This is a genomic window from Halonotius terrestris, assembly GCF_006861665.1.
Classification (GTDB): Archaea; Halobacteriota; Halobacteria; order Halobacteriales; family Haloferacaceae; genus Halonotius; species Halonotius terrestris.
Genome location: NZ_RKLU01000012.1, coordinates 1 through 20217, shown reverse-complemented (window position 1 = coordinate 20217; position 20217 = coordinate 1). Strand labels below are relative to the sequence as shown.

Sequence of the window (20217 nt, the reverse complement as noted above, 5' to 3'; positions counted from 1 at the left end):
AGACATACAGTGCAGCGACAGCAAGCACACCGACAATAGCGGTGACGTATCGAGGATCACCCCACGAGGACGGAAATTCTGAACCAGACATACCTTTCGAATTTCCTGCTGACGTGATATATCTTCTCTCTGTATGCAACACGGAAATTCTATCGAGTGCTGTAGGCTGGTCTCAGCGGTCAATTCCCCGATGTAACAGGGTGTTATATGTCGTGGCCATCAAAATAATCATATGCTAACAACTGTGGACAACGAGGAGGCCGAACGTTCGCACACAGAGTTGGCCGGGCTCGCAGCCTTAGGGCTCGCGTATGTGTTCGCCGGTCTGGGGTTGTTCTACGGACTTGCAATCGACTCAATGCAGGTGTTCACCGCTGCAGTAATCGCGATTTTAGTACTGCTGGCTGTTTCGATGGTTATTATTGTACGGAACGAACCACTTGTTTCCCGCGAGAACGTTGTGATTTCAGTCTGTGTATTCGTAGCGGTGGCGCTCTTCCTCGGATTGAGTACCTTCACTGCTCTTCCGTATACCGTGCTTGTCGGCGTCCTCATTTTCGTCGGCGTAATTATTCCTGGACTGGTTCTTCAGTATGGGCCGTCAATTGTCAATTGAGATGGCTCACTAAATACCCTGTAACTACCAATTAGTGCGATTGGTCGATGTTATGGGATGAAACAGGCGATGGTGAGTTGAGGGAGGCTTATCGTACATAGCGCTCGTTTGATAGGATCCAGCTGTCCTCAGATGCTGCCTGTTCGAACCGTTCTCTGTGGCTATACCTCGACGGCTACGCTGACTGCGTCTCTGCACGAGTTTTCCGGTACAAATAGACGAGCAGCCCCGGTACTCCCAGGAACCCATACGTGACCCCGCGAAGTTGCGGCGAGGACAATCCTCGTTTCACTGAATCCCGGTACACATAGTACCCGACCGTCGGCCAGAAAATCAAAAGATACAGCCCCATACGAACGAGGAGGCCGTTGTATGCAGTGAGCCAATCCATTCTCACACCGTCGACTGTTGTCGCCGAGCAACACGCCAGATCAGGACCCCGAGTCCGACAGCGACAGCGTAGCCGAGGATGATGGGCGGGTCACGTCCGTTCACGAGCACGTCGTAGAGCACGACGAATCCACCGAGCACACTCCCGACAATCAACCAGAGGAGCTGGCTGCCTTCGGTCTTCGCTTTTAACTCCAAGCCAGTCGCGAGACGGATCCCAACCATTAGGGCTGCCAGCACCGCACCCGTGAGGAGAGGTAATCCCAGCGCGGTGAGTGCTGATGCCGCAAGCACATCCGTCGACGTGAGAATAAGCGACCAGCCAAACAGGCCGATGGCCAGCCAGACGACGCTCCGCCAGAGCTCTTCGTTGATGATTTCGCGCGTATCGGGTTTCATAACGGGAAAACTACGACTTGGGCAACAATAAATGTAGTCTGGTTGGGATTCAGACATCCCAGTCGATGAGGAGCCGGGGCGACGCGCCTTTTTTGCTGGTGTGTACGCGGTCACCGCCACCTCCCACCACCTCCACGGTCCGGGCTGCTCACGGCGCTGCGCGCCGTTGCGCGGCCGGGCTTTCGCCACCGCAGTCCATCGGTATCAGCGCCGTCCTCCGTGGTGTGTATTTGCCCCATGATAGGTGAGGGGCATTCCGAGAGACGCGATTTGCGTGTATCCCCTCGTGTGTATTCATGGCAACCAGAGACATCTACGAAACTGACTTCGACGAGGACGTCCGAACGGAACCGAGTGCGAACCAGTGTCCCGAGTGCGACGGCTGGGTCACTACCAACGCAGTCGAAACCATCTGCGAGGAGTGTGGCTTGGTCATCGACGAGCAGCGGATCGACCACGGGCCAGAGTGGCGAGGGTTCGACGAAGACGAACGAGAGCGCACAGGCGCTCCGTTGACGGCGGCACGACACGATCGAGGGTTGTCGACGGAGATCGGCCGCGGAACCGATGCGAACGGGAACGAACTCTCAGGACAGAAACGACGCCGGCTCGCTCGGATGCGGCGTGAACAGACCCGTGGGCGGTTTCAGTCGAAAGCTGAACGCAACCTCGCACACGGGCTTAGTGAAGTCCGCCGGATCAGTAGTGCGCTCGAACTGTCCGAGACGCTTCGTGACCAAGCCTGCCAGCTCTTCCGGAGTGCCCAGAACGAGGACCTCCTGCAGGGCCGGTCGATCGAGGCGATGGCCGCCGCGAGCGTCTACGGCGCGTGTCGGTGTAACGGACGACCACGAACGCTCGACGACATCACCGAGTCGGCGCGCGTCGAGCAATCGCGGGTGACGAACGCATACACGACGCTGAATACGGAACTTGGCCTGCCGGCCCAGCCGGTGACGCCCAGTGCGTTCGTTCCGCAGTTGGCGTCTGAGCTCGACGTCTCCGATCAAATCCGGCAGCGGGCTCGGCAGCTGGCAGAAGCATCCGAATCGACCGGAGCAACCACGGGGGTTCGACCATCCGGGTTCGCCGCAGCCTGTCTGTACAAGGCCGGACGCGAAGACGGGCGGTGGCTCACCCAGTCGGACATCGCTGAAGTAGCGAACGTCTCAGTGGTCACCGTGCGGACCCACCGTGACACACTGGACGAACTGGCTGTCTAACGCCCACACTGCTAATTTTCGGTTGTATGTCTGTAGGCTGATTGATGTGAGAGCCATTATTTAAACCCGAAGACGAAGCATGATACGGCCAGATCACTCTATGACCGACCAGTACGCCGACTACGAAGCCCTCCGACCGCTCGGCGAAGCGACCCACGTTCCCGACGACCAACTCGCCAGTAGTAGTGGCGAGCCCCGGCGGCAACGCTCTGGTGGCGTCGACACGGACTATCCAGACGACCCGACAGCAGATGAGACCGAGTGCGCTTCCTGTGGAGCGTCAATCCCCGCTGGCCAGTCGAAGTGCCGGTTCTGTCTCACGAACCATCTCGAAGGAGCCGACGACCAGGACACATCGAATGTCGAACGGACTCTCCTCCACGTCATCCAGCTGCTCGTAGAGGCGTCGACGTTCTACGGCGCCGTCGCGAAGGGATCTGCTGCGGCCACCCTCCTCGCGAAGGGAGATGATGACCCAGTAGTCGATGACTGCAAGCTAATCTACGATCTCGACGAGGAACCGGCCCCACAGCTTGTCGATCAGTGGCCCTCGCTCCCCTCGACGACACGGGTCACGTCTGAATGTGGTAATCAGCTGCTCGCGGCTGCTCGTGAGCGGACGGCGTGGACAGAGACGACGCAGTCCCGTCACGACGGCGAGCACGCGACGTTTCTCTACGACGAAACCGGGAGCGAGGTTCGCACCGAAGCTCGTCTTGCAAGCCTACGTGAGGACGCAGACAACGACCTCTGGCTGGTGCCAGCGATTGCGCTCCAGGAATCCGTTGACAAGACCGATACCGAACAGCCACGACGCGAGCGTCCAAAGAGAACTCACCTCGAGTGTCGAGAGTGTGATCGGGAGACTAAGCATCGATTCCGCGAATTCGAGGCTGTCCCCGATGACGAGTGGACCGGGCAGCCAATGTGGGGCTGTCAGCGGTGCGGCACGCCACGCTACGGGCCCGAACCTGAAGCCGGTCAGTAAAGACGACGTCAAATTAACCAACAATCCTGGTGTCGGCTCGGAGTTGTTGGTTAACAGAAGCCAGTTCGCGACCACCCGACGATACCACACCTGCTGACTGCCCGCCGGTGTTTTTCGGCGCCGAGAATTGGCGGAGGCGCACACATGGACCCACGAGACACCCCTGGCTATCGACTCCACCGCGCGCTCAGTAGCCTCACCAGTATCGACAGCGACCAATTGGAGCCCGCCGATCAAGAGCGAATTAGCACCGCGACGACGCTCCTCGAGCAGGTGGATGTTCTCACCCAACCGAATACGACGAGGGACGGTGACGTCAACAGAGAATCCTGACAGCTCGACGCGTCGACAGCGCAACGTCCTGTGGCCGTCACAGCGTGAGCGGTTGTTCGCCCCCCCGAAGGGGTGCGGGGGCGCGAGACAGCTCCCGAGAACAACCCATGGCAACACTCCAAGCCGCAACGACATCGACCGGCGCGCTCGTATCGGATCCACAGGCAGTCCGCGAACTCTGTGAGAACCACTGCTTCGGGACGCTCAACTGGGAGGTGGACGACGACGGCGAACTGATCATCTGGGGCTACGACAGCTTCGACGTGTACGAGGCTCGTGAGAACGGGCTTCCTGACTACGACGGTGGCATCGTCACCCACGAGTTCCTCCGGTCGCTCGCGGAGTATCTCGAACCGAACGAAGAATTCGACATCCAGACGGCCGGATTTACCAAGTGCCGATTTCCCGTGCTGGCGAAACGGTACGTCGTCCGCGACGGTGAGGTGCTGTACGCGGACCTCAGTTCCCCCGACCTGATCGACGAGTAGCGTTGTTCGCCCCCCGGGAGGGGTGCGGGGCGATCCAGTCGTGGGTCGTCCTACGAGGTGATTGTTCAATGGGCCACCGCGCACTCGTTGCGTACGAACGAACCGACGGACAGTACACGCTTCATTACTCTCATTGGGGCGCAGCCAACCTGAAGCTCAAGCACCGAATCTCGGCTGAGTCGCCGTTCGGTGGCGACGACACCGACTCAAAGTGGGCGAAACAGCTACTGGCGGAACTGGCCGATGGCCTCGAGGTAGATGCCGTCGACGGCTACCTCGCCGGTGAAGATCGCCCGTCGACGGTCGTCGAGCCGAAGCCCTGCGCCATCGGGCTTACCCTCGACGAGATCGTCGCGGACCATCTCGACTATCTCCACCACGAGGCGTTCTTCGTGGTGTCGACGACATTCGAGGTAGCCGCCTACCGGACACTATGGTTCGGCCTCCAGTACGATTCAGAGACGGTCGACCACGGCGAGACAGTCGGGAACGGGGCGCTTGCGACCGTTCGGTGGCACGACGGCGAGCCGGTCGGCGATGGCCATCTGAAGGGGCAGTTCCGGGCACTGAAAGACGTCGTTGGCGATATGGTCGACAAGGGTGTGTTCACCCAGTCGACGGCTCGCCAGTACCTCAAGCAGAAGCTCGGCGAGTGGATCGGAAAGCGCCAAGAGTTGCGCATCCCGAGCGGTGAAGCACCGTCTCTGGACACGATACTCAGCCGCTCGTAGGGCGATTTGCGTCGAAGCAGATGGTGGTTTTTCTGGGGCAGAAAGGACTGAGCCCCACCGTAGGCTCGTGATTTGATGCCCGAGAAACCAGACGACGATCCATTCCACGATTGCGAGTTAGATCCCGACGCAGTCCTCGGGACACACACCTTCCACGATGTCCTGTTCACCGAGGATACGGAGACGCCGGTGAACGTGCTAACCGGCGAGACGCCCGCACATTCGCAGGCGACCGTCGAGGAAGCGAAGAAATTCGCTGCGAGTATCGACACGGACACACCACAAATCGCGCTCCCGGCCTCTGTCGAGACGCAGGTCGAGACCCAGAGCAAGCCCTACACCTCAGCTGCGTTCTTCCACTTCAAGGCGACGGGGTCACTCGAACGACACCGTGCCTACCACGCCGCGTACGACTCGGATGCGTTCACCGTCGACTTCGAGGCCGACTACGCGTCGGGCGATCTAACCATCACAGTCGACCGAGCGAACGAGTCCTAAAAATCGACCGCTAGATCAGGTTTTTCGAGCGCCGGCGATGGGTGCCGGCGCAGCAGGAGTGAGCGAGCAACGACTCCCGGTGCGTCGGCGCTTCGAGGTGTTCGAGATGCACATGGTGATTTACGCTCTGGTAGAAGAATCGACCCACGACGACGCACTGGCCACCGGAAAGACGGTGTTCGACCGCCTGGTCGGCGCGGACCCACATGCCGGCGCCGTCTTCGACTACCACGTGACGTTCGATGAGGAGGACACGTCCGTTGCGGGGAAGACGCGATGGGGTGAGTTGCCGACTGCAGCCCCCGTCGACTCCGATGACGGCCAAGACCTGCTTGAGCGTGGCTGGGAGGCGACGAAAGAGGAGTTCGAGCGCAACCTCGACCGGGTGAGGGAAGCACTTGACGAACTCTCCGACGAGGAGATCATGCGCGACGAAGATCTCGCTCGGCACGCCTTCCACCAGGTCGGCGCCTACGACGGGCCAACGATCTTCCTGTACAACGAATATGCGAACGGTATCCGTCACCGTGAGCAGCTGGATCGAGTGCTGGAGGAGAGCGAGGAGCTCTGGATCGTGCCCGCCGACGTCCACTTCTAACAGATGTCCCGGATCACAAATTGGAAGCGCGAGAGCCGCACGCCCACACTCGCATACCGGAATACCGAGACCGGCGCTCGGGCTGTCCTACACCGAGCACCGGACTCGTACCGCTACAAGTGGCGTGGCGCAATCCTCGTCGACGGCTACCCAGTGTGGTCGCGGGGGTACGAGACGAAAGACGCGAAATCGTTCCGTAACGAGCTCCGGGAACGGCCAGCGCCCGAACTGAGTTGTCCCGAGTGTCCGAACAGCGATGTGGCAATCGGCGGAAAAACGGCTGACGGCGCGAAGGTTCAGCGTTGGTTCGAGTGTCGGAGCTGTGGGTACGAAGCATCCTCGAGAATCGTGTACGGCGCCGAGCGCTGATTGATTGGAACGTATCTGCGATGGTGTTTATTTTTGGGCCAGAATGGGTGGCCCGTCTCAATCGGGCCAGATCCACAGATGAGTCTGGAAGTCATCGACCGCCACAGCGAAGCACTGTTCGAGTGCCTCTGGTGTCCCGTCTGCGGACACGAGGTATTCAGTCACATTCCCTTCGAAGGTGTGTTCTGCAAGAACTGCAACACACAGGTCGAACTCCAAGAATCCCGAGAGACACGTGGATACGAGGAGGCCGTCCTCGCCTGCTTCGACACCCACTCAACGTGGAACCTCCACGTCGACGAGAAGCTCCGTCGCGACCTACCCGATGGGTCGGCACGGGTGAAGATCCTCGGCGCACCGGGTGCCTACGAGGTCGACTGGTGGAGTCCAAGACCTGGAGAGAACTGGAAGCCGGTCGAGCGTGGCGAATTCGACGATGTCGAGGAACCAAACGAGGTGTCACATCTGGCTTAGGGCGACGGATTCCCTTTACTAGGTTGAGAGGGCCACTTATCGGAGCAGGGAGTGTAGGTGGGTGTGTATGCCCGAAGAAGTGCTATTCAAATCTGAGAGTACCCAGACTCGAGGGGAAATCGCGTCGTACCTCCGGAGCGTCGCCGAAAAGCTCGAACAAGAAGGTTCGATCACCCTGAAGGCAGGGTCAGAGTCCGTCACGATGGATCCACCAACGCAGCCGACATTCGAAGTCAAGGCCGAACGCGAAGGGCCCGCTAACGGCCCTGGAGAGTTGAGCATCGAGTTCGAACTCGAGTGGGACGAGAACAGTGAAACCGGTGAAGAAGAAACGGGGAACCTCGAAATCGAGTGAGTAGCTGGCATTCCTGTTTGTGGTGCGCCGGTGATGGGTGCCGGCGCACTCGTGCCGGCGAGTATCGATGTCGACACGGAGCCAACTCCAATTCGTCCAACGAGTCGAACAGACCAGTGAAACAGATGGCCACGCTGACCGCGTCGCCCAGGTGTACCGACATTCTGACGGCTACCCGGCGAGCGTCCTCCGGGATCTTGCACAGCTGAAAGAGCTGCTCGATGCGACCCGTGCCGAGCGCGGACCGGGCTACACGGCGGCAACGTTCGTGTTCCTCGACAAGCTCTCGACGGTCGGCCTCTATCTGGATGGCGATCCAGAGCGAACGATCGACGCGGCTCAGCCAGCGAATCTCCTCAAGCCGTCCAACATGGAGCACCTCGACCAGCCGCTGTTCCTACTGGGCCACGGCGTCGAGAATCCGGCCGACGGCATCCACGGCGACGAGGAGTACCTCTACGTCGTGGAACTTCCGACGGAGAACCCGTTCGACGAGCCGACCGAGTGGACAGTCAAAGTGAGCGGTCACTCCGCGTTCCCGCGCTGGGACGGTCCGACCGACGAGGGCTTCGAGCGGGCGAGCTGGCAGTTCCACGGGCCTCTAGAGACCGCACTCGCAGACGTCGTCACTGAATAGGAATTTCGTCAACCTAAATCCAGAAACGTATTTATACGAATGGGGCTTAGAGTGGACACAGATGCTCACCAGAGCCGGACTCGCTGTCATCGATGCGTTGAGTACCGGCCGGGACGCGACGGCGGCTGACCTCGAGACGGACACCGAGTATTCGCAGGCACATCTGTACGACGTCCTCGATGAATTGGTCGAAGCGGGGCTGCTCGACGAACGCCGTGGGCCCAACAACCAGCGGCGGGTCCACCTCGCCGACCACCCGGTCGTCGAAGCGTACCGGACCCTGCAGTCGGAGCTCAGTCACGTCGAGTGGCCCGACCTCCTCTCGGCAGCCACACTCCGGGTGTGCTGGTATCTTGACGAGCCGCGCCGGGTGGCCGAGATCGCCGAGCGACTCGACATTACGCGACAGGGCGTCCACAAGGCGCTGTCACCGCTCAAGCATCGCGCGATGCTGTCCCCATCCGGCCCGGAGTACGCGTTGAGTGCGGACCTCTCGCCGCTGCTGGCGTTCGCCCGTGCCGTCGTGCAACACGAGCACCGGTCGCGAGTCCGGACACTCGCGCCGAGTGCGACCGTCGAGTGGTGTGATCCAAAGCGAGCACTCGTCCACATGCAGACAGCCGCGGATACGGAGGCACTCGAGGCCGCCCCCGACTGGCAACTGACTGGGCTCGCCCGGTTTGCAGAGTACGGCCTGCAGTTTTTCCTCGCGGGCGAACCCGCGTTCTGGTATGCCCCGGACGAGGAACTCACACCTGCCGACGTGGTGTGCCACACGCTCGTCCGCGATCGCGGGTCCCGCCGCGTCAGCTATGCGATGCTCCTCATCGAGGAGTTGGACATCGACCAGGAGACGCTCACGGAGACGGCGCGGTGGTACGAGTTGGAATCCGCAGTCGCTGCGATGTATCGGTCACTCCAGGGCGAGTCCGACGCCTCGGCGGAGTCTCCTGTCATCATCCCGAGTGAAGCAGAATTCATGGCGCTCAAAGAGCAGTACGGGGTCTCATGACCGTGTTCAGTGGCGGCGACGCGATCAGAGAGTTTCTCGAGGAGTTCGACAGCTGGCTCTCGGAATCTGTGACGGTGTATCTCCTCGGCGGGTCTGCGATGACAGTTCAAGGGTTGAAAGACCAGACGGAGGATATCGACCTCGCGCTGGGTGTGGTGTCCGAATTCGAGCACGTCTATCAGACGCTCACGTCCCAAGGATTCACGGTCGTTGACGAGCCGACCGAGTCGTTCGAGGGGGTCGGAAAGACTGTCGAGTTGCAGCACGATGCGCGGGGACTTCAGATCGATCTCTTCGAGCGGCAAGTCGTCGGGAAAGTGTGGATCACCGACCGGATGCACGACCGGGCAGCGGAGTTCTGGGCCGGGACCCACGCGACAGCATTCGTCCTCTCCGATGAGGATATGTTCTTGCTCAAAGCGGTTTCCGGTGGTGACCTAGCGAGTGGCCGGCGACGCGACATCGAGGATATACGGACGTACGCCCAGCGAGGGGTAAACTACGAGGTGATTCTGAACGAGATCAACGAGCAGCGACCGTTCAACACCGGCGCGACTGAAGCACAGCAGATCCGCGACCGCTCGCACCCGCTGTTCGCAATCGAGATGGCGGTGAACTCCCTCTCGGGACTTCCGAATACATTCGCGTCCCAGATCACGGAATTCGCCACGGAATTCGAAATCGAATACACCGTTCTGGGAGCGGTCGACGATGGCATCGACAACGTCGACGCCATCCGGGAGCGAGTCCTCGCGAATGTCCGGGCGCTGTCGGACGACCAGGAAGACGCCGTCGACGACGCGATTGACCGACTGGTCGCCAAACAGATTCTCGAGCGCGACGGGGATGTAGTTCGTCCCCGGTAAGCAAGCACTCCGGTCACAGTTGGTGTTTTCCGTCCCGCGAGGGGTGCGGGACGGCCCATCCGTCCCGACCTACGAATGAGTTCTGCAAGCGACAGCAAGGTTGCCCCCGACCACTGGTGGTTGTACCGCCGAACAGACGATGATCACTTCGTGTTCGCCTAGAGTTCTCGACATCCGTCCTCTGCTATGTCCAGCCACCCTCGGACTGGTTAGTCCGGGTTGACCGGGCCGAGGGACGATCCTTTTCACCAGCACGACCTCCGGCCGCAAGCGGCAGCGTTCGACCTCGCCAAGAGCGTCATAGAGCTTTGCGCGTTGCTGCATCGGGAGGTCGTCACGGAGCGGAGCCAAGCGCGAAAGCCGATATAGGTTGGTTCCCGACCACCGGATCCGCGGCCGTGAGCAATCGGGGGACTGAGCGCAGTCCAGACACCGCCCGTCGTTTCCAGCCCTCGGACCAGCTACACCGCGGCCGAGATCAAGGCCGAAAACGTTGATGGCAGCTAACCGAGCATACCGAGCCTCCCTATCCCCTGAGTCCGGAAACGACCGAGTAGAACGCTCAGCCATTCGACTCTGATACAAACAGCTCGGTCCAATAGATCTCGTCGTCGTACCGGACGATGTACGAGCCGGACACTGACGAATCCGACTCGTCGTCCTCGTAGACCGGCGTGGCCTCGGATTCGCGAGCAAATCGATCAACGAGTTGGCTGAATGCCTCCGGGGGATCACCCTCGTCAACCTGATACCCGTGGTCGTGTTCAATCGCCGTCGACACGACCGAGGTCTGCTCTTCGGAAAGATCAGTGAGGACAAACGCATGATCGGCCCGTACCGACCGGCCAAATTCCGCCGCGGATGCATGGACCTGCTGGGCGGTATACTCGTAGGTGCGTTGCTCAGTTCCGCTCGATTCCTCAACGCCAACGCGAGCCGTGGTGCCGCTACTCCACTCAATAATCTCATAGTCGGGGGACGGAACCAACACGGAGTCAACGATCTCGTCATCGGTATAGACGGTCTCCACGCTCTGTGCCTCAAAAGGACCCCCGTCGTCCCATCCGAAGCGCCCAAGGACGCCCTTGTCGACCGTTGGTAGATTCTGGTATCGGATCGAGTCCTCGTCTTGGCTAGCACTCTCGACTGTCGAGAGCGTGAGGCGGAATGTGGTTGCTGATTCCGCGTCGAGGACCTCGTACGAGAGTTCGTAGACCGACCCGTTGTAGATGAAGGGGCGGTTTTCAGGAGCCGGTGCGTTCGTCGCGGTAACTGTCTGCGATCCGTTCGAGATCACGGCCGTCGCCAATTCACGCTCCGACGTACGGTGCTCTAAGTCGATTCGGTACGTGACGCGTCGTGCGATCTCGGTATCCGAGACCGGCGTCATCGCAAAATCCGCCACGGGCGAGGTGCCGGGATCACCAGCGTTCCCGGGGGTAGCACCGCTTCTGGTGCCAGTACATCCCGCGAGCGAGAAGGCAAGCCCGCTTGAAATCGAAGCGAGGACTGCTCGCCGGTCCATATCTCCTCTTATTCATCACGAAATTATAAACTGCCGGTAGGCTAAACCGGGTGTTTGAGTCTTATATCGAGAAATCGTCCACCCGTCTCAATTATCCAGCCTAAATCCCCTGTATCCTAGAATATCAGATAATTCCTTTTCACGTTCTGTTTGTTGACCCCCCGAGAGGGGTGCGGGGGGTGCTCGAACGAGCAGCTCCCGAACAGACCGATGAGTAGACCTAGCGACACACACTCGCACGAACAGACACGTCCACCGAGCGACCGCGACATCGCCTACGTCGGGTATCGGCAGAGCGGGCGGGCTATCGTTGAGAAACGTCCTGGTCACGAACGGCTCACGCCAGAGCGGAGTCTCGCGCTGGTAAAACACAGTCCCTCGGGCTTCGAATGGGGATATGGCGGCGGTGGTCCGGCGCAACTCGCGCTCGCACTCCTCCTCGACTACACGGGTGCCGAAGCGTTCGCCCTCGATCACTACCAAGCATTCAAAAACAAGGTCGTGAGCCAGTTGGACTGCGCGGGGTCCGACGAGTATTGGCGACTCACCGCCAGCGAGATCGACGCAGCCCTTCGTGAGACGACTGACGAGCCAGTCGCACCGACCATCTAAGCACCACTCACCGAGAGCAATCCATGTCAGAACACACCCAGCCATCTCGTGCGGATGACGAATCGGCCGAAGCCAGTGAGCAACCGACACAAACGGAGTACATCGAACGCAGTGACGTCGGCGTCTCCCTCACCGTGAAGCTCAAGCGTGGAACCGGTACCAGGGATCAGGACGAGGTGATCGCGAAGGCGAAAGGCAAGACCCTCGAAGACGCCCGCGAGGACATGGAACTCCTCCGGGAGTACATCCACGATCTTGCTGAGGACGCTCGCCAGATCCAGCCAGCAGCCCCACACGAAGAGTAATTCTTTTGGGTGATGCACAGAATTGTGTAACCATAGGATGTACGAAGTATGCGGTGAGAAGGAACTCAAGGTCATCCTCGCGCTTGACCAAGGCGATTCCATCTCCGGCGTCGCGCGAAAGATCGACGAGAACCGGGAGACGATTCGGCGCGTCGTGAACCGCATCGAAGAAGCGGGATACGTCGCGTACGATGATGGCCTCCAGCTCGTCGATCAGACGCTCCGAGACGCCGGTCTCGAGTTCCTGACGACGGCAGCAGCCACCTCGCCGCCATCCATCACGGAGGTGTACGTTCTCCCCCAGTTCGCCGGCCTATACTATGCATTCACATCCATCGATGCAGTCTACGTCTGGACTCGCGGTGGCTACCAGGTCGCCCGCGACCCGGAGGATTATCCCCTGTTCATCGCTGTTCGCGAGCAGGACGTCGACGCCTGGGAGACATTCTTCGATCGGTTCGGAATCCCGACTGCGGAAGAACGCCAGCCCGCTGAAGACCTTGATTGCGCCATTCAGGTTGTCCTCGAGCCCCGGCCACAGATCGATGCCGAGATGGTCGACGGACGGCCTGTCATTCCGCTTCAGGAAACCGTGGCATTCGCGAACGAGTACTACGCAACCTTTCAGTCTGCCCTCGACATGCTCGGCCGAATGTACGACGACGTCGACACCGATGCGAATTATCGCCGAGAGCCCGCCTGAGCATGAGCCAGGAAGACCGCAGTGACGCGCTCATCCAAGTCCTCGATGAACTGGAGCAGTCAAACATTGGATTCGTCCTCGTTGGTGGATACGCGATCAGTCAGTTCGAGACGCGGTTCTCGACCGACCTCGACCTCGTCATTGCACCAGATGACTACAAGGACGTCGTGGCGTTTCTGGAACAACATGGCTTCGAACGGACAACCGAGTTCGAAGTCCCAGCAGAAGAGACAATCTACAACCGGGAAATCGACTGCTTCGAGCGAACCGAAGGACTGCCCCATCCGGTCGGTGTGGACATTCTCGTGAACGGACTTGGGTGTCGACAAACCGAAGCAGAGTGGTCGTTCGACTATCTATGCACGCACAGCTCCCCGACGACGATTTCAGGCGGGACTCGGTCGACGACTGCACGAGCCGCTGATGGGGAAGTGCTCGTTGCCGCCAAGCTCCATAGTGGCCGGAAAACGGATCTCGCAGATGTCCTTGCTGCGATCCCCTCGATCGACTTAGATCTAGTCGAGACACATCTGCATCGCGGCGATGCTGATGCCCTTCGGGAACAGCTCAGTGACGCACAAGCGTTCATCGAAGAGGGCGGACTCGATCACCGATTCAAGAGCTTGTTCGGCCAATCGTCGGCATCGGCTGAGGACATCGAGATCCTCCTCGAGTTTCTCAAGCGACAACAGAAGTGAGACAGCGGTCACCGCGACAGCAGCAGTACCGGTAGCTGCGAATCCGTTCCCGTAGCTACGGAAGACGGAAAGCGAGTTAGAGCGGTTTGTTGCCGCCTTGAAAAGGCGGAGGCGAACATACGTGAGTGACTCGTCAGACCAAGCTGCAGAACCAGATGGTCTCACACCGGAGCAACGGCTCGACCCACCAAGCACGCGACTCATCAACGCCGGTATCGTGACGATCAACGACATGGAGACGCTGCGAGCCTGCGTCGCCTACGAGAACGCGAATCAGCAACGGGTCCAGATCCTCCGCCGACTCAAACAGCGGGCTACCGAGATCCGCTCTCAGGGCGACTGACGCGACACTCGGAGGTGTCTGTCGGAGCCTCGGTGGGTGGAGGCTCAATCCAAATGAGCGAGCGACCCGAAATCGAGATTCAACAGCAGACCGCGTTCGGTGATGATGGCCAGCTCGAAGTCACAGAGACGAGCGTCGAAACCTCACTCGAGGACTTCGGCGCTGACGTGGATCATCGCGACCGGGATTCACGTCTCGATCGGCCCGAGTCGAGTGAGTTCGGCGTCGACGACCGGCCTGAAGTTGAGCAACCATCCGAGGGTGAACAGTCCAGTCTCTTCGCCGATACAGCCGAGGACCAGCAGACGCTCGCCGGCGACGATGCGGCCGCTCGCTGTCTTTTCGAGGAACAACGATGACACGACTCACCAATTGGACGCGAGAGAGCCGTACTCCAATCCTGGCGTACCGAAATACAGAGACCAACGTTCGAGCAGCCCTGCACCGAGCGCCGGACTCGTACGTGCATAAGTGGCGGGCCGCGATTCTCGTCGACGGCTATTCCGTATGGTCGCGCGGATTCGCGACGAAGGAAGCCACATCACTTCGTGACGAACTCCGAAAGCGCCCTCAGCCTGAACTACCCTGTCCAGAGTGTCCTAACGAAGACGTCGTCGTCGGCCAGAAGAGTGCTGACGGCGCGAAGGTACAACGGTGGTTCGAGTGTCGAGACTGCGGCTACGAAAGCCGCTCAGCAATCGTCTACGGCGCCGAGCGCTAATTCCCCTAGTAGAACAGACAAAGCCTTAGAAAACCGGCGTCGTGAGATCCACCATGGATTGTACAGAGTGCGGTGAGCCGGTCGACGAAACAAAGGATCTCGATGTTCCTGAAACAATCCTTGAGCACGGAACAGCGAAGGTTGACCCATCAAAGTCCAAGGTCACCCAGTTGGATCAGTACGCGGATGAGATTAAGGAACACGTCGAGGCGAAGAACGGCACCGAAGACCTCTTGCCCATCATCAAAGCCATCGAAGATGCGGATAGCTACTGCGTCGGTACAGGCCTCAGCATGGGTGAGAGCCCGGACAAGATAATCTTCTACATTCACTGACCGTTCAGCGAGAGTGCATCAGTCGCCTCGAGTACGCTCGTCCGGCAGAGTTTTTCGACCCCCAAGAGGGGTGCGGGGAATCCAATAACCCGCATTCGACCTATGAAGACGGATTCGACCAACCACCCACGAGCGGCAGTACAGGATGATAGTGAGCAATGCCAGACCAACGCAGACCACGTCGAGTACGTGGGTATGCGCGTCGACGGAACTCCGGTGGTGCTGAAGCTCACAGAGCACGAGCGCCTCTCGCCCGACCGAAGCCTCGACCTCGTCCGACATAGCCCGGCGGGATTCGAGTGGGGCTACACCGGAAGCGGCCCGGCGCAACTCGCCTGTGCGCTCCTCCTCGACTACTTCGACGACGAGAGCGTCGCCCATCAGTACTACATCCAGTTCCGAAATGAGGTGGTGAGTCAGCTCGCGTGTGATGGCCCGGCTGACTGCTGGCATCTCACCGGTGACGACATCGAGGCTGCACTCGGTGAGTTCCAGGACCATCACGCCCTCACGCCGGACGGTGGCGTCGCGTCGACATCGCTGCCGGCGAATTGGAGTGCCGTGAGCCGGACAGATCGGACGGTCTTCCAGCGCCAGGACATCGACCATTACGTCGTTCTCGGTGACGGGAGCGATGAGTGGCTACTCCTGCTCTGTGCGCAGGGCGACCGCGCGTATCCCGCGCCGCTTGACCATCGAACACTTCCGGTTGAGAACGATCCTGCTTCAGCCGTTCAGGCACTCGTCGCTGAGAGTAACGACCTCGTCGAGCCAGAGGAGGACATTTGATGGACGCTCTTCGTCTCTCGCGAACTACCTACCAGCTGATCGAACGGGCTGTCGAGGCACTGGAGCGCATCGGCCGGGAACTCGAGCGATACAACGACCGGCACGAGCGAATAGCGGAGGAAGCCACAGACGAGACGAGTCCCGATGACTCATGACCGGCGAAGCGACGCTCGACGAATTCGAGGCCGAGACATCGTCCGGTGAATCCCGCTCGCCCTCACTTGGAGACCGGCTTCTCAGCCCGATCTCGCCGTCCGTGGGGCTTCGACTGATTCCCGGTCGTGGTGATCCGTTCTATCTACAGAATCGAGGCACTGAGCGGTATCTCTTCTGTGACGAGCACGACCGATGGTTCATACTCCAACCGTCGGCAAAAGCGTCGGAAGAGGCGTTCGTCCGCTGGGTGTATCTCCCAACGGACAAGCCCGAACGGCTGGCGCGGTCGGCGCTTCGTCGACGGACGATGATCGGTTACGACTACGTTCGGCGGTCGACCGCCCCAGACCCGGTCAGAACGACGGTGACCGCGATGTTCGTCACCGAACGCTGGCCCGAGACGACCTACGAGTGTGGGTCCTGCGGGGCGCTGTTCGACACACCACAACAACACGCCCTCCACTGCTGGGAGGCCCATCCGTGGGTGCCGAATCCGGAGCAGGTACGCCGTCGACGTCAGCCCGACGAGTGAGTTCGAGAGTTGAAGACAGGTGTCGGAATCGTCCAGGTGATTAACCAACAACGCTGGATTCTTGGGCAGGGTGTTGGTTAAGAGGTGCTGTTTTTTGCGCCCGTGAGAGGGGCGCAGGGCGCGTGATGAGAGCGTCGTCGCGATAGTTGAGTCCGATTTCGAGGTGACCCAAAATGAAAGATCCAGAATCCAGCACCGTGTTCGCTGGCGTCGACGGACGAACCGACACAGAACTACCCGAGTGGTACCGCCAGAAGAAGAGGGTCAACGATCCAGAGTCCTTCGCCGAAGCGGTTCGCGACCTCCCGCAGGCCGTCGAGACGACCGTGGCCTATCAAAACCCCTACACCGACGAGTGGGTCGAGACGGAGCGCTTCAACGCCCTCGTCGAGCCGGGTCGGGCTCGCGACCAAGCGACGGAGAGCGAGCCTGAAACTGACCCCCTCTTTCACGTCCCGACAGACAGTTACTCGATCATCAATCCGGCCGATGTCTACCAGCCCCTCGAGGACGTCCTTCGCGAGGAGACCATCGAAGACACGTCGCTCGGGGACGTGATGTTCGGCGAGATTCGACGCTACCGGGGCGGTGGCGAGGTCCACATGGACGTGATGTTCGACGGCCTCGAGGTACGCCTCCCGGGCCGCTCGGACCCGATCACGATGGGCGTGACCTCCGGCTACGACTTCTTCGGTGAGCACGCCGTCTACGTGGAGGGATTCGCTCAGGACGGGTACTGCTCGAATTCGATGCGCTCGCTCACCGATAAGGAAGTCATCAAGCACGTCGGGGACATCCGGAACTTCCGGACCTGGTGGGAGGAGCTTCTCGCCCAGGTCGAACTCGTCGCCGACGACCTCTTCGGGTTCATCCGAGATGCGCAGGACATCGACCTCGACTTTTCGGACCTGCCGTTCACCGTCACCGAGTTCTACAGCCTGCTGGGCTTCCCGGACTACCTGGCCGAGCGCGCTGCGAGCGATGCGGAGGCCAACGCGGCCTCACCGATCGAGATCGATATGTGGACGCTCCATTCCGGCGCGACGTACGCACTCACTCACTTCTTCCAGGGCAAGGAGGGCGCGTCGCTGGACGGCTACGTTCGTACGGCCAACGACATCCTGTTCAACCCGGAGGGCACCATCGAGCGCGTCGAACGCGCTTACGAGGAGCAGCTGGAGACAGACGGCGATGACGGGTCCCAGGCGTCACTCGCCGGCGAGCGGGCGCTCGCGAGCATCGAGCGCGTCAACGATGATCTGCAGGAGAAGATCGACCAGTTCGAGGAGCGGGAGGACGCGCTCCGTGAGCGGTTCCAGGACGCAATGAGCTGAAAATCGGAGCGGCGTTCACTGAAACGATCCTCAAATAACAGATTATGTGAGCGGTTCCGGTTCCTCATTATATTCGACTACTAATTCGACATCCTCAGGACCGAGTTCATCGCGTTCCGCTTCCAGCGTCTCAAGAGCGTCTTTAACAGGGAAGAAATCCGGCTTCTCGAGCGCATCTTCTGTCGCCCAGGCGTATCGAATCGTTTGCTCGGAATCGATGAGGAACACGGCACGCTGCGGGACGCGCTCGTGGTTCTCCCATCCGTCATAACAGACATCATACGACTCGGCAACCCGCCCGGAACTATCACTAAGTAACGGGAAATTGAGGCCGTATTCCTCGGCGAATGCTCGGTGGGCGTAGACGCTGTCACCAGAAATTGCCCAGACATCAAGCGCCGGCGTCAGCTGAAACCACTCTGCATCGCGAATCGCACACAGTTCGTTTGTACAAACAGGACTGAAATCAAACGGGTAAAATACCAGCAACGCAGCCCGATTATTGGCAGTTGTCTCATCCAAGCTGTACTCGGTTTGTTCTCCGTCACGGAGACCTGGAAGAGTAAACGACGGTGCAGACGCTCCCTGGTTTATCATGTGTCACAGTAGCACACGAAGAAAGGATAGTCTTGGGGCTAACACCCCCACCTGAATGGAGGAGCCTCAGATGTGGGATGAAATTCACTGGAGTCCGTACGTCAGGAGTTCGCCGTCGCCCACTCAAGAAGGGGTTCTAATCTCGAACAAATCTCATCCCCCTCGTCAGTTAGCGCGTATTCGACGCGTGGCGGAATTTCGTTGTACTGCGTCCGTGAGACGAGTCCTGCCTCCTCGAACTCAGTGAGGCGTTTCGAGATCGTCGACGTGCTCGCAGTCGGAAGATGATCTTCGATTTCCGCGAACCGCAGTGAGTCGTGTGCGCCGATGATGCTGACGAGTTGCATCGCGTATTTTCGGCTCAACGTGTCGATAACTCCTGTGAGCGGGCAGTAGCACGTCCCCTCAACATCACACGTGGGCGCCGATGAAGTAGTATCTGCCATAGCTTCGTGGCCTCCAACCTACTCCATAGCTTCGGACTCTGGAGTATAAGAACTTCCCATCGTAAAGTATCAGTATAGATGACTCACACCTCCGACTATGATCTCGTGATCCTCGGCGGCGGAGCCGCTGCCTTCGCCGCCATCACCGAAGCGAGCCGGAGAGATCTCTCGACGGCGATGGTGAACACCGGCCTGCCGATCGGCGGGACCTGCGTGAACGTCGGCTGTGTCCCGAGTAAGCATCTACTCGCCGTCGCCGAGAGTGGCGCTGCAGCGTCGGAGAATCCCTTCGACGCCGTCACATATCCCGAAGAGCCGACTGTCGACTGGGCCGACGCACTCGACGGCACCAACGAACTCGTCGAGCGGTTCCGGCAGGAGAACTACGTCGACGTCGCCGAGCACTTCGAGACCGACATCTACGAGGGCTACGGCCAGCTGATGGACGACACGACCATTGAGGTCGTCGACGGCGCCGACGAGGGCGCGCACATTACTGGGAAGAAGGCGCTCGTCGCGACGGGCAGTTCACCGTGGGCGCCGCCCATCGACGGCCTCGACGACGTCGACTACTACACGAGCGAGACCATCCTCGAGGGGCGCGACCTCCCCGAGAGCATCGTGATCCTTGGTGGCGGATACATCGCGCTGGAGTGGGGCCAGATCCTCCACCGTGTCGGCGTCGACGTAACCATTCTCCAGCGCTCCGGTCACGTGCTCTCAGATATGGAAGGTCAGCTCGGCCGGGAGATGCAACGAGCCTTCAATGAGGAGGGAATCGATGTCGTGACCAGTAACGACTTCCAGCAGGTTCAGGATGTGGCTACCGACAGTGGTGCTGACCCTGGTCAGAAGGGCGTCGCTGTGGAGACTGTCATCGAGGGCGAGGAGCAAGCGTTCACCGCAGAGACGTTATTCGTCGCAACCGGCGTCCAGCCCAACAGTGAGAACATCGGCTTGGAAGCAGTCGGCGTCGAGACCGAATCCGATGGCGCGATTCGCGTCGACGAGCATTTCCAGACGACCAATTCCGACATCTACGCGGCGGGGGACGTGATCGGCGAGCCCGAACTGGAGACGGTCGCCGCCAAGGAGGGCAATCACGCCGTCAAGAACGCCTTCGGCAACGAGGGCGTCAGCNTCG

The 20217-nt window shown here is 60.0% G+C and carries 31 protein-coding genes; 27 read left to right on the top strand and 4 right to left on the bottom strand.

From position 1 onward, the window contains the following. Nucleotides 1-232: 232 nt before the first annotated feature. On the top strand, nucleotides 233-616 hold the full coding sequence (locus EGH24_RS14120; protein ID WP_142980760.1) for a hypothetical protein: 384 nt from the start codon (nucleotides 233-235) through the stop codon (nucleotides 614-616). Between the two features lie 393 nt (nucleotides 617-1009). On the opposite strand, the gene EGH24_RS14110 is transcribed toward EGH24_RS14120, so the two are convergent. Next, nucleotides 1010-1405: a hypothetical protein gene (locus tag EGH24_RS14110; protein ID WP_142980759.1), complete on the bottom strand. Its 396-nt coding sequence runs from the start codon at nucleotides 1403-1405 to the stop codon at nucleotides 1010-1012. A gap of 296 nt (nucleotides 1406-1701) precedes the next feature. Between EGH24_RS14110 and EGH24_RS14105 the strand changes: the two genes are divergently transcribed. From EGH24_RS14105 to EGH24_RS14045, 13 genes are all read left to right on the top strand, one after another. Beyond that, nucleotides 1702-2628 (top strand): transcription initiation factor IIB, encoded by a 927-nt coding sequence (locus EGH24_RS14105; RefSeq protein ID WP_142980758.1) that lies wholly within the window; start codon nucleotides 1702-1704, stop codon nucleotides 2626-2628. Between the two features lie 100 nt (nucleotides 2629-2728). Next, a complete protein-coding gene (locus EGH24_RS14100; protein WP_142980772.1) occupies nucleotides 2729-3616 on the top strand; it encodes a biosurfactant protein 1 in 888 nt (295 codons plus the stop codon). 144 nt (nucleotides 3617-3760) lie between these two features. Further along, on the top strand, nucleotides 3761-3949 hold the full coding sequence (locus EGH24_RS14095) for a hypothetical protein (protein ID WP_049983731.1): 189 nt from the start codon (nucleotides 3761-3763) through the stop codon (nucleotides 3947-3949). A 107-nt stretch (nucleotides 3950-4056) separates the two neighbouring features. Continuing rightward, nucleotides 4057-4437 carry a hypothetical protein gene (locus EGH24_RS14090; protein ID WP_142980757.1) on the top strand — a complete coding sequence of 127 codons (381 nt, stop codon included), beginning with the start codon at nucleotides 4057-4059 and terminating at the stop codon, nucleotides 4435-4437. Between the two features lie 68 nt (nucleotides 4438-4505). Beyond that, nucleotides 4506-5168, top strand: coding sequence for a DUF6735 family protein (locus EGH24_RS14085; protein ID WP_142980756.1), 663 nt, complete (start codon nucleotides 4506-4508; stop codon nucleotides 5166-5168). A 75-nt stretch (nucleotides 5169-5243) separates the two neighbouring features. Continuing rightward, the gene (locus EGH24_RS14080) at nucleotides 5244-5666 is read left to right on the top strand and encodes a hypothetical protein (RefSeq protein ID WP_142980755.1); all 423 of its coding nucleotides are present in this window, start codon (nucleotides 5244-5246) and stop codon (nucleotides 5664-5666) included. 106 nt (nucleotides 5667-5772) lie between these two features. Beyond that, nucleotides 5773-6264 (top strand): hypothetical protein, encoded by a 492-nt coding sequence (locus EGH24_RS14075; RefSeq protein ID WP_142980771.1) that lies wholly within the window; start codon nucleotides 5773-5775, stop codon nucleotides 6262-6264. A gap of 3 nt (nucleotides 6265-6267) precedes the next feature. Then, nucleotides 6268-6633 (top strand): DUF7568 family protein, encoded by a 366-nt coding sequence (locus EGH24_RS14070; RefSeq protein ID WP_142980754.1) that lies wholly within the window; start codon nucleotides 6268-6270, stop codon nucleotides 6631-6633. 78 nt (nucleotides 6634-6711) lie between these two features. Further along, complete coding sequence (locus EGH24_RS14065) at nucleotides 6712-7107, top strand: DUF7567 family protein (RefSeq protein ID WP_142980753.1); 396 nt, start codon at nucleotides 6712-6714, stop codon at nucleotides 7105-7107. Between the two features lie 67 nt (nucleotides 7108-7174). Then, on the top strand, nucleotides 7175-7462 hold the full coding sequence (locus tag EGH24_RS14060) for an amphi-Trp domain-containing protein (RefSeq protein ID WP_142980752.1): 288 nt from the start codon (nucleotides 7175-7177) through the stop codon (nucleotides 7460-7462). A gap of 67 nt (nucleotides 7463-7529) precedes the next feature. Continuing rightward, the gene (locus tag EGH24_RS14055; protein WP_142980751.1) at nucleotides 7530-8099 is read left to right on the top strand and encodes a hypothetical protein; all 570 of its coding nucleotides are present in this window, start codon (nucleotides 7530-7532) and stop codon (nucleotides 8097-8099) included. 61 nt (nucleotides 8100-8160) lie between these two features. Then, nucleotides 8161-9111, top strand: coding sequence for a winged helix DNA-binding protein (locus EGH24_RS14050; RefSeq protein WP_142980750.1), 951 nt, complete (start codon nucleotides 8161-8163; stop codon nucleotides 9109-9111). Next, nucleotides 9108-9977, top strand: coding sequence for a hypothetical protein (locus tag EGH24_RS14045; protein ID WP_119712838.1), 870 nt, complete (start codon nucleotides 9108-9110; stop codon nucleotides 9975-9977). Before EGH24_RS14050 ends, EGH24_RS14045 begins: the two co-directional genes overlap by 4 nt. Nucleotides 9978-10539: 562 nt before the next feature. On the opposite strand, the gene EGH24_RS14035 is transcribed toward EGH24_RS14045, so the two are convergent. Beyond that, nucleotides 10540-11502, bottom strand: a complete 963-nt coding sequence (locus EGH24_RS14035; RefSeq protein ID WP_142980749.1) for a hypothetical protein — start codon at nucleotides 11500-11502, stop codon at nucleotides 10540-10542. A gap of 210 nt (nucleotides 11503-11712) precedes the next feature. Here EGH24_RS14035 and EGH24_RS14030 point away from each other — a divergent pair, with 210 nt between their 5' ends. From EGH24_RS14030 to EGH24_RS13980, 12 genes are all read left to right on the top strand, one after another. Next, nucleotides 11713-12114 carry a DUF6166 domain-containing protein gene (locus tag EGH24_RS14030; protein WP_119712840.1) on the top strand — a complete coding sequence of 134 codons (402 nt, stop codon included), beginning with the start codon at nucleotides 11713-11715 and terminating at the stop codon, nucleotides 12112-12114. 23 nt (nucleotides 12115-12137) lie between these two features. After that, a complete protein-coding gene (locus EGH24_RS14025; protein WP_119712841.1) occupies nucleotides 12138-12419 on the top strand; it encodes a DUF7389 domain-containing protein in 282 nt (93 codons plus the stop codon). A gap of 37 nt (nucleotides 12420-12456) precedes the next feature. After that, nucleotides 12457-13122, top strand: a complete 666-nt coding sequence (locus tag EGH24_RS14020) for a helix-turn-helix domain-containing protein (RefSeq protein ID WP_142980748.1) — start codon at nucleotides 12457-12459, stop codon at nucleotides 13120-13122. 2 nt (nucleotides 13123-13124) lie between these two features. Further along, nucleotides 13125-13820, top strand: coding sequence for a nucleotidyltransferase family protein (locus EGH24_RS14015; RefSeq protein ID WP_058365828.1), 696 nt, complete (start codon nucleotides 13125-13127; stop codon nucleotides 13818-13820). Nucleotides 13821-13941: 121 nt separating this feature from the next. After that, nucleotides 13942-14163, top strand: a complete 222-nt coding sequence (locus tag EGH24_RS14010) for a hypothetical protein (protein ID WP_058365829.1) — start codon at nucleotides 13942-13944, stop codon at nucleotides 14161-14163. Nucleotides 14164-14216: 53 nt separating this feature from the next. Continuing rightward, nucleotides 14217-14522 carry a hypothetical protein gene (locus EGH24_RS14005; RefSeq protein WP_058365830.1) on the top strand — a complete coding sequence of 102 codons (306 nt, stop codon included), beginning with the start codon at nucleotides 14217-14219 and terminating at the stop codon, nucleotides 14520-14522. Continuing rightward, nucleotides 14519-14884, top strand: a complete 366-nt coding sequence (locus EGH24_RS15680; protein ID WP_080508372.1) for a DUF7568 family protein — start codon at nucleotides 14519-14521, stop codon at nucleotides 14882-14884. Before EGH24_RS14005 ends, EGH24_RS15680 begins: the two co-directional genes overlap by 4 nt. Before the next feature lie 53 nt (nucleotides 14885-14937). Then, the gene (locus EGH24_RS13995) at nucleotides 14938-15219 is read left to right on the top strand and encodes a hypothetical protein (protein ID WP_123115070.1); all 282 of its coding nucleotides are present in this window, start codon (nucleotides 14938-14940) and stop codon (nucleotides 15217-15219) included. Nucleotides 15220-15321: 102 nt separating this feature from the next. After that, nucleotides 15322-16008, top strand: a complete 687-nt coding sequence (locus EGH24_RS13990) for a DUF6166 domain-containing protein (protein ID WP_058364835.1) — start codon at nucleotides 15322-15324, stop codon at nucleotides 16006-16008. Then, complete coding sequence (locus EGH24_RS15440) at nucleotides 16008-16163, top strand: hypothetical protein (RefSeq protein WP_176329435.1); 156 nt, start codon at nucleotides 16008-16010, stop codon at nucleotides 16161-16163. The genes EGH24_RS13990 and EGH24_RS15440 overlap by 1 nt, the downstream gene beginning before the upstream one ends. Then, nucleotides 16160-16696, top strand: coding sequence for a hypothetical protein (locus EGH24_RS13985; protein WP_080508253.1), 537 nt, complete (start codon nucleotides 16160-16162; stop codon nucleotides 16694-16696). The genes EGH24_RS15440 and EGH24_RS13985 overlap by 4 nt, the downstream gene beginning before the upstream one ends. A 173-nt stretch (nucleotides 16697-16869) precedes the next feature. Then, nucleotides 16870-18030, top strand: coding sequence for a hypothetical protein (locus EGH24_RS13980; protein WP_058365921.1), 1161 nt, complete (start codon nucleotides 16870-16872; stop codon nucleotides 18028-18030). 42 nt (nucleotides 18031-18072) lie between these two features. Here EGH24_RS13980 and EGH24_RS13975 read toward each other — a convergent pair whose 3' ends face one another. Both EGH24_RS13975 and EGH24_RS13970 read right to left on the bottom strand, forming a co-directional pair. Next, on the bottom strand, nucleotides 18073-18627 hold the full coding sequence (locus EGH24_RS13975; protein WP_080508383.1) for a peroxiredoxin: 555 nt from the start codon (nucleotides 18625-18627) through the stop codon (nucleotides 18073-18075). Between the two features lie 101 nt (nucleotides 18628-18728). Next, a complete protein-coding gene (locus EGH24_RS13970) occupies nucleotides 18729-19073 on the bottom strand; it encodes a winged helix-turn-helix transcriptional regulator (protein ID WP_080508382.1) in 345 nt (114 codons plus the stop codon). 78 nt (nucleotides 19074-19151) lie between these two features. On the opposite strand from EGH24_RS13970, the gene EGH24_RS13965 reads away from it, so the two are divergent. Beyond that, a partial coding sequence (locus EGH24_RS13965) for an FAD-dependent oxidoreductase (protein WP_142980747.1) occupies nucleotides 19152-20217 on the top strand: 1066 nt, incomplete at its 3' end.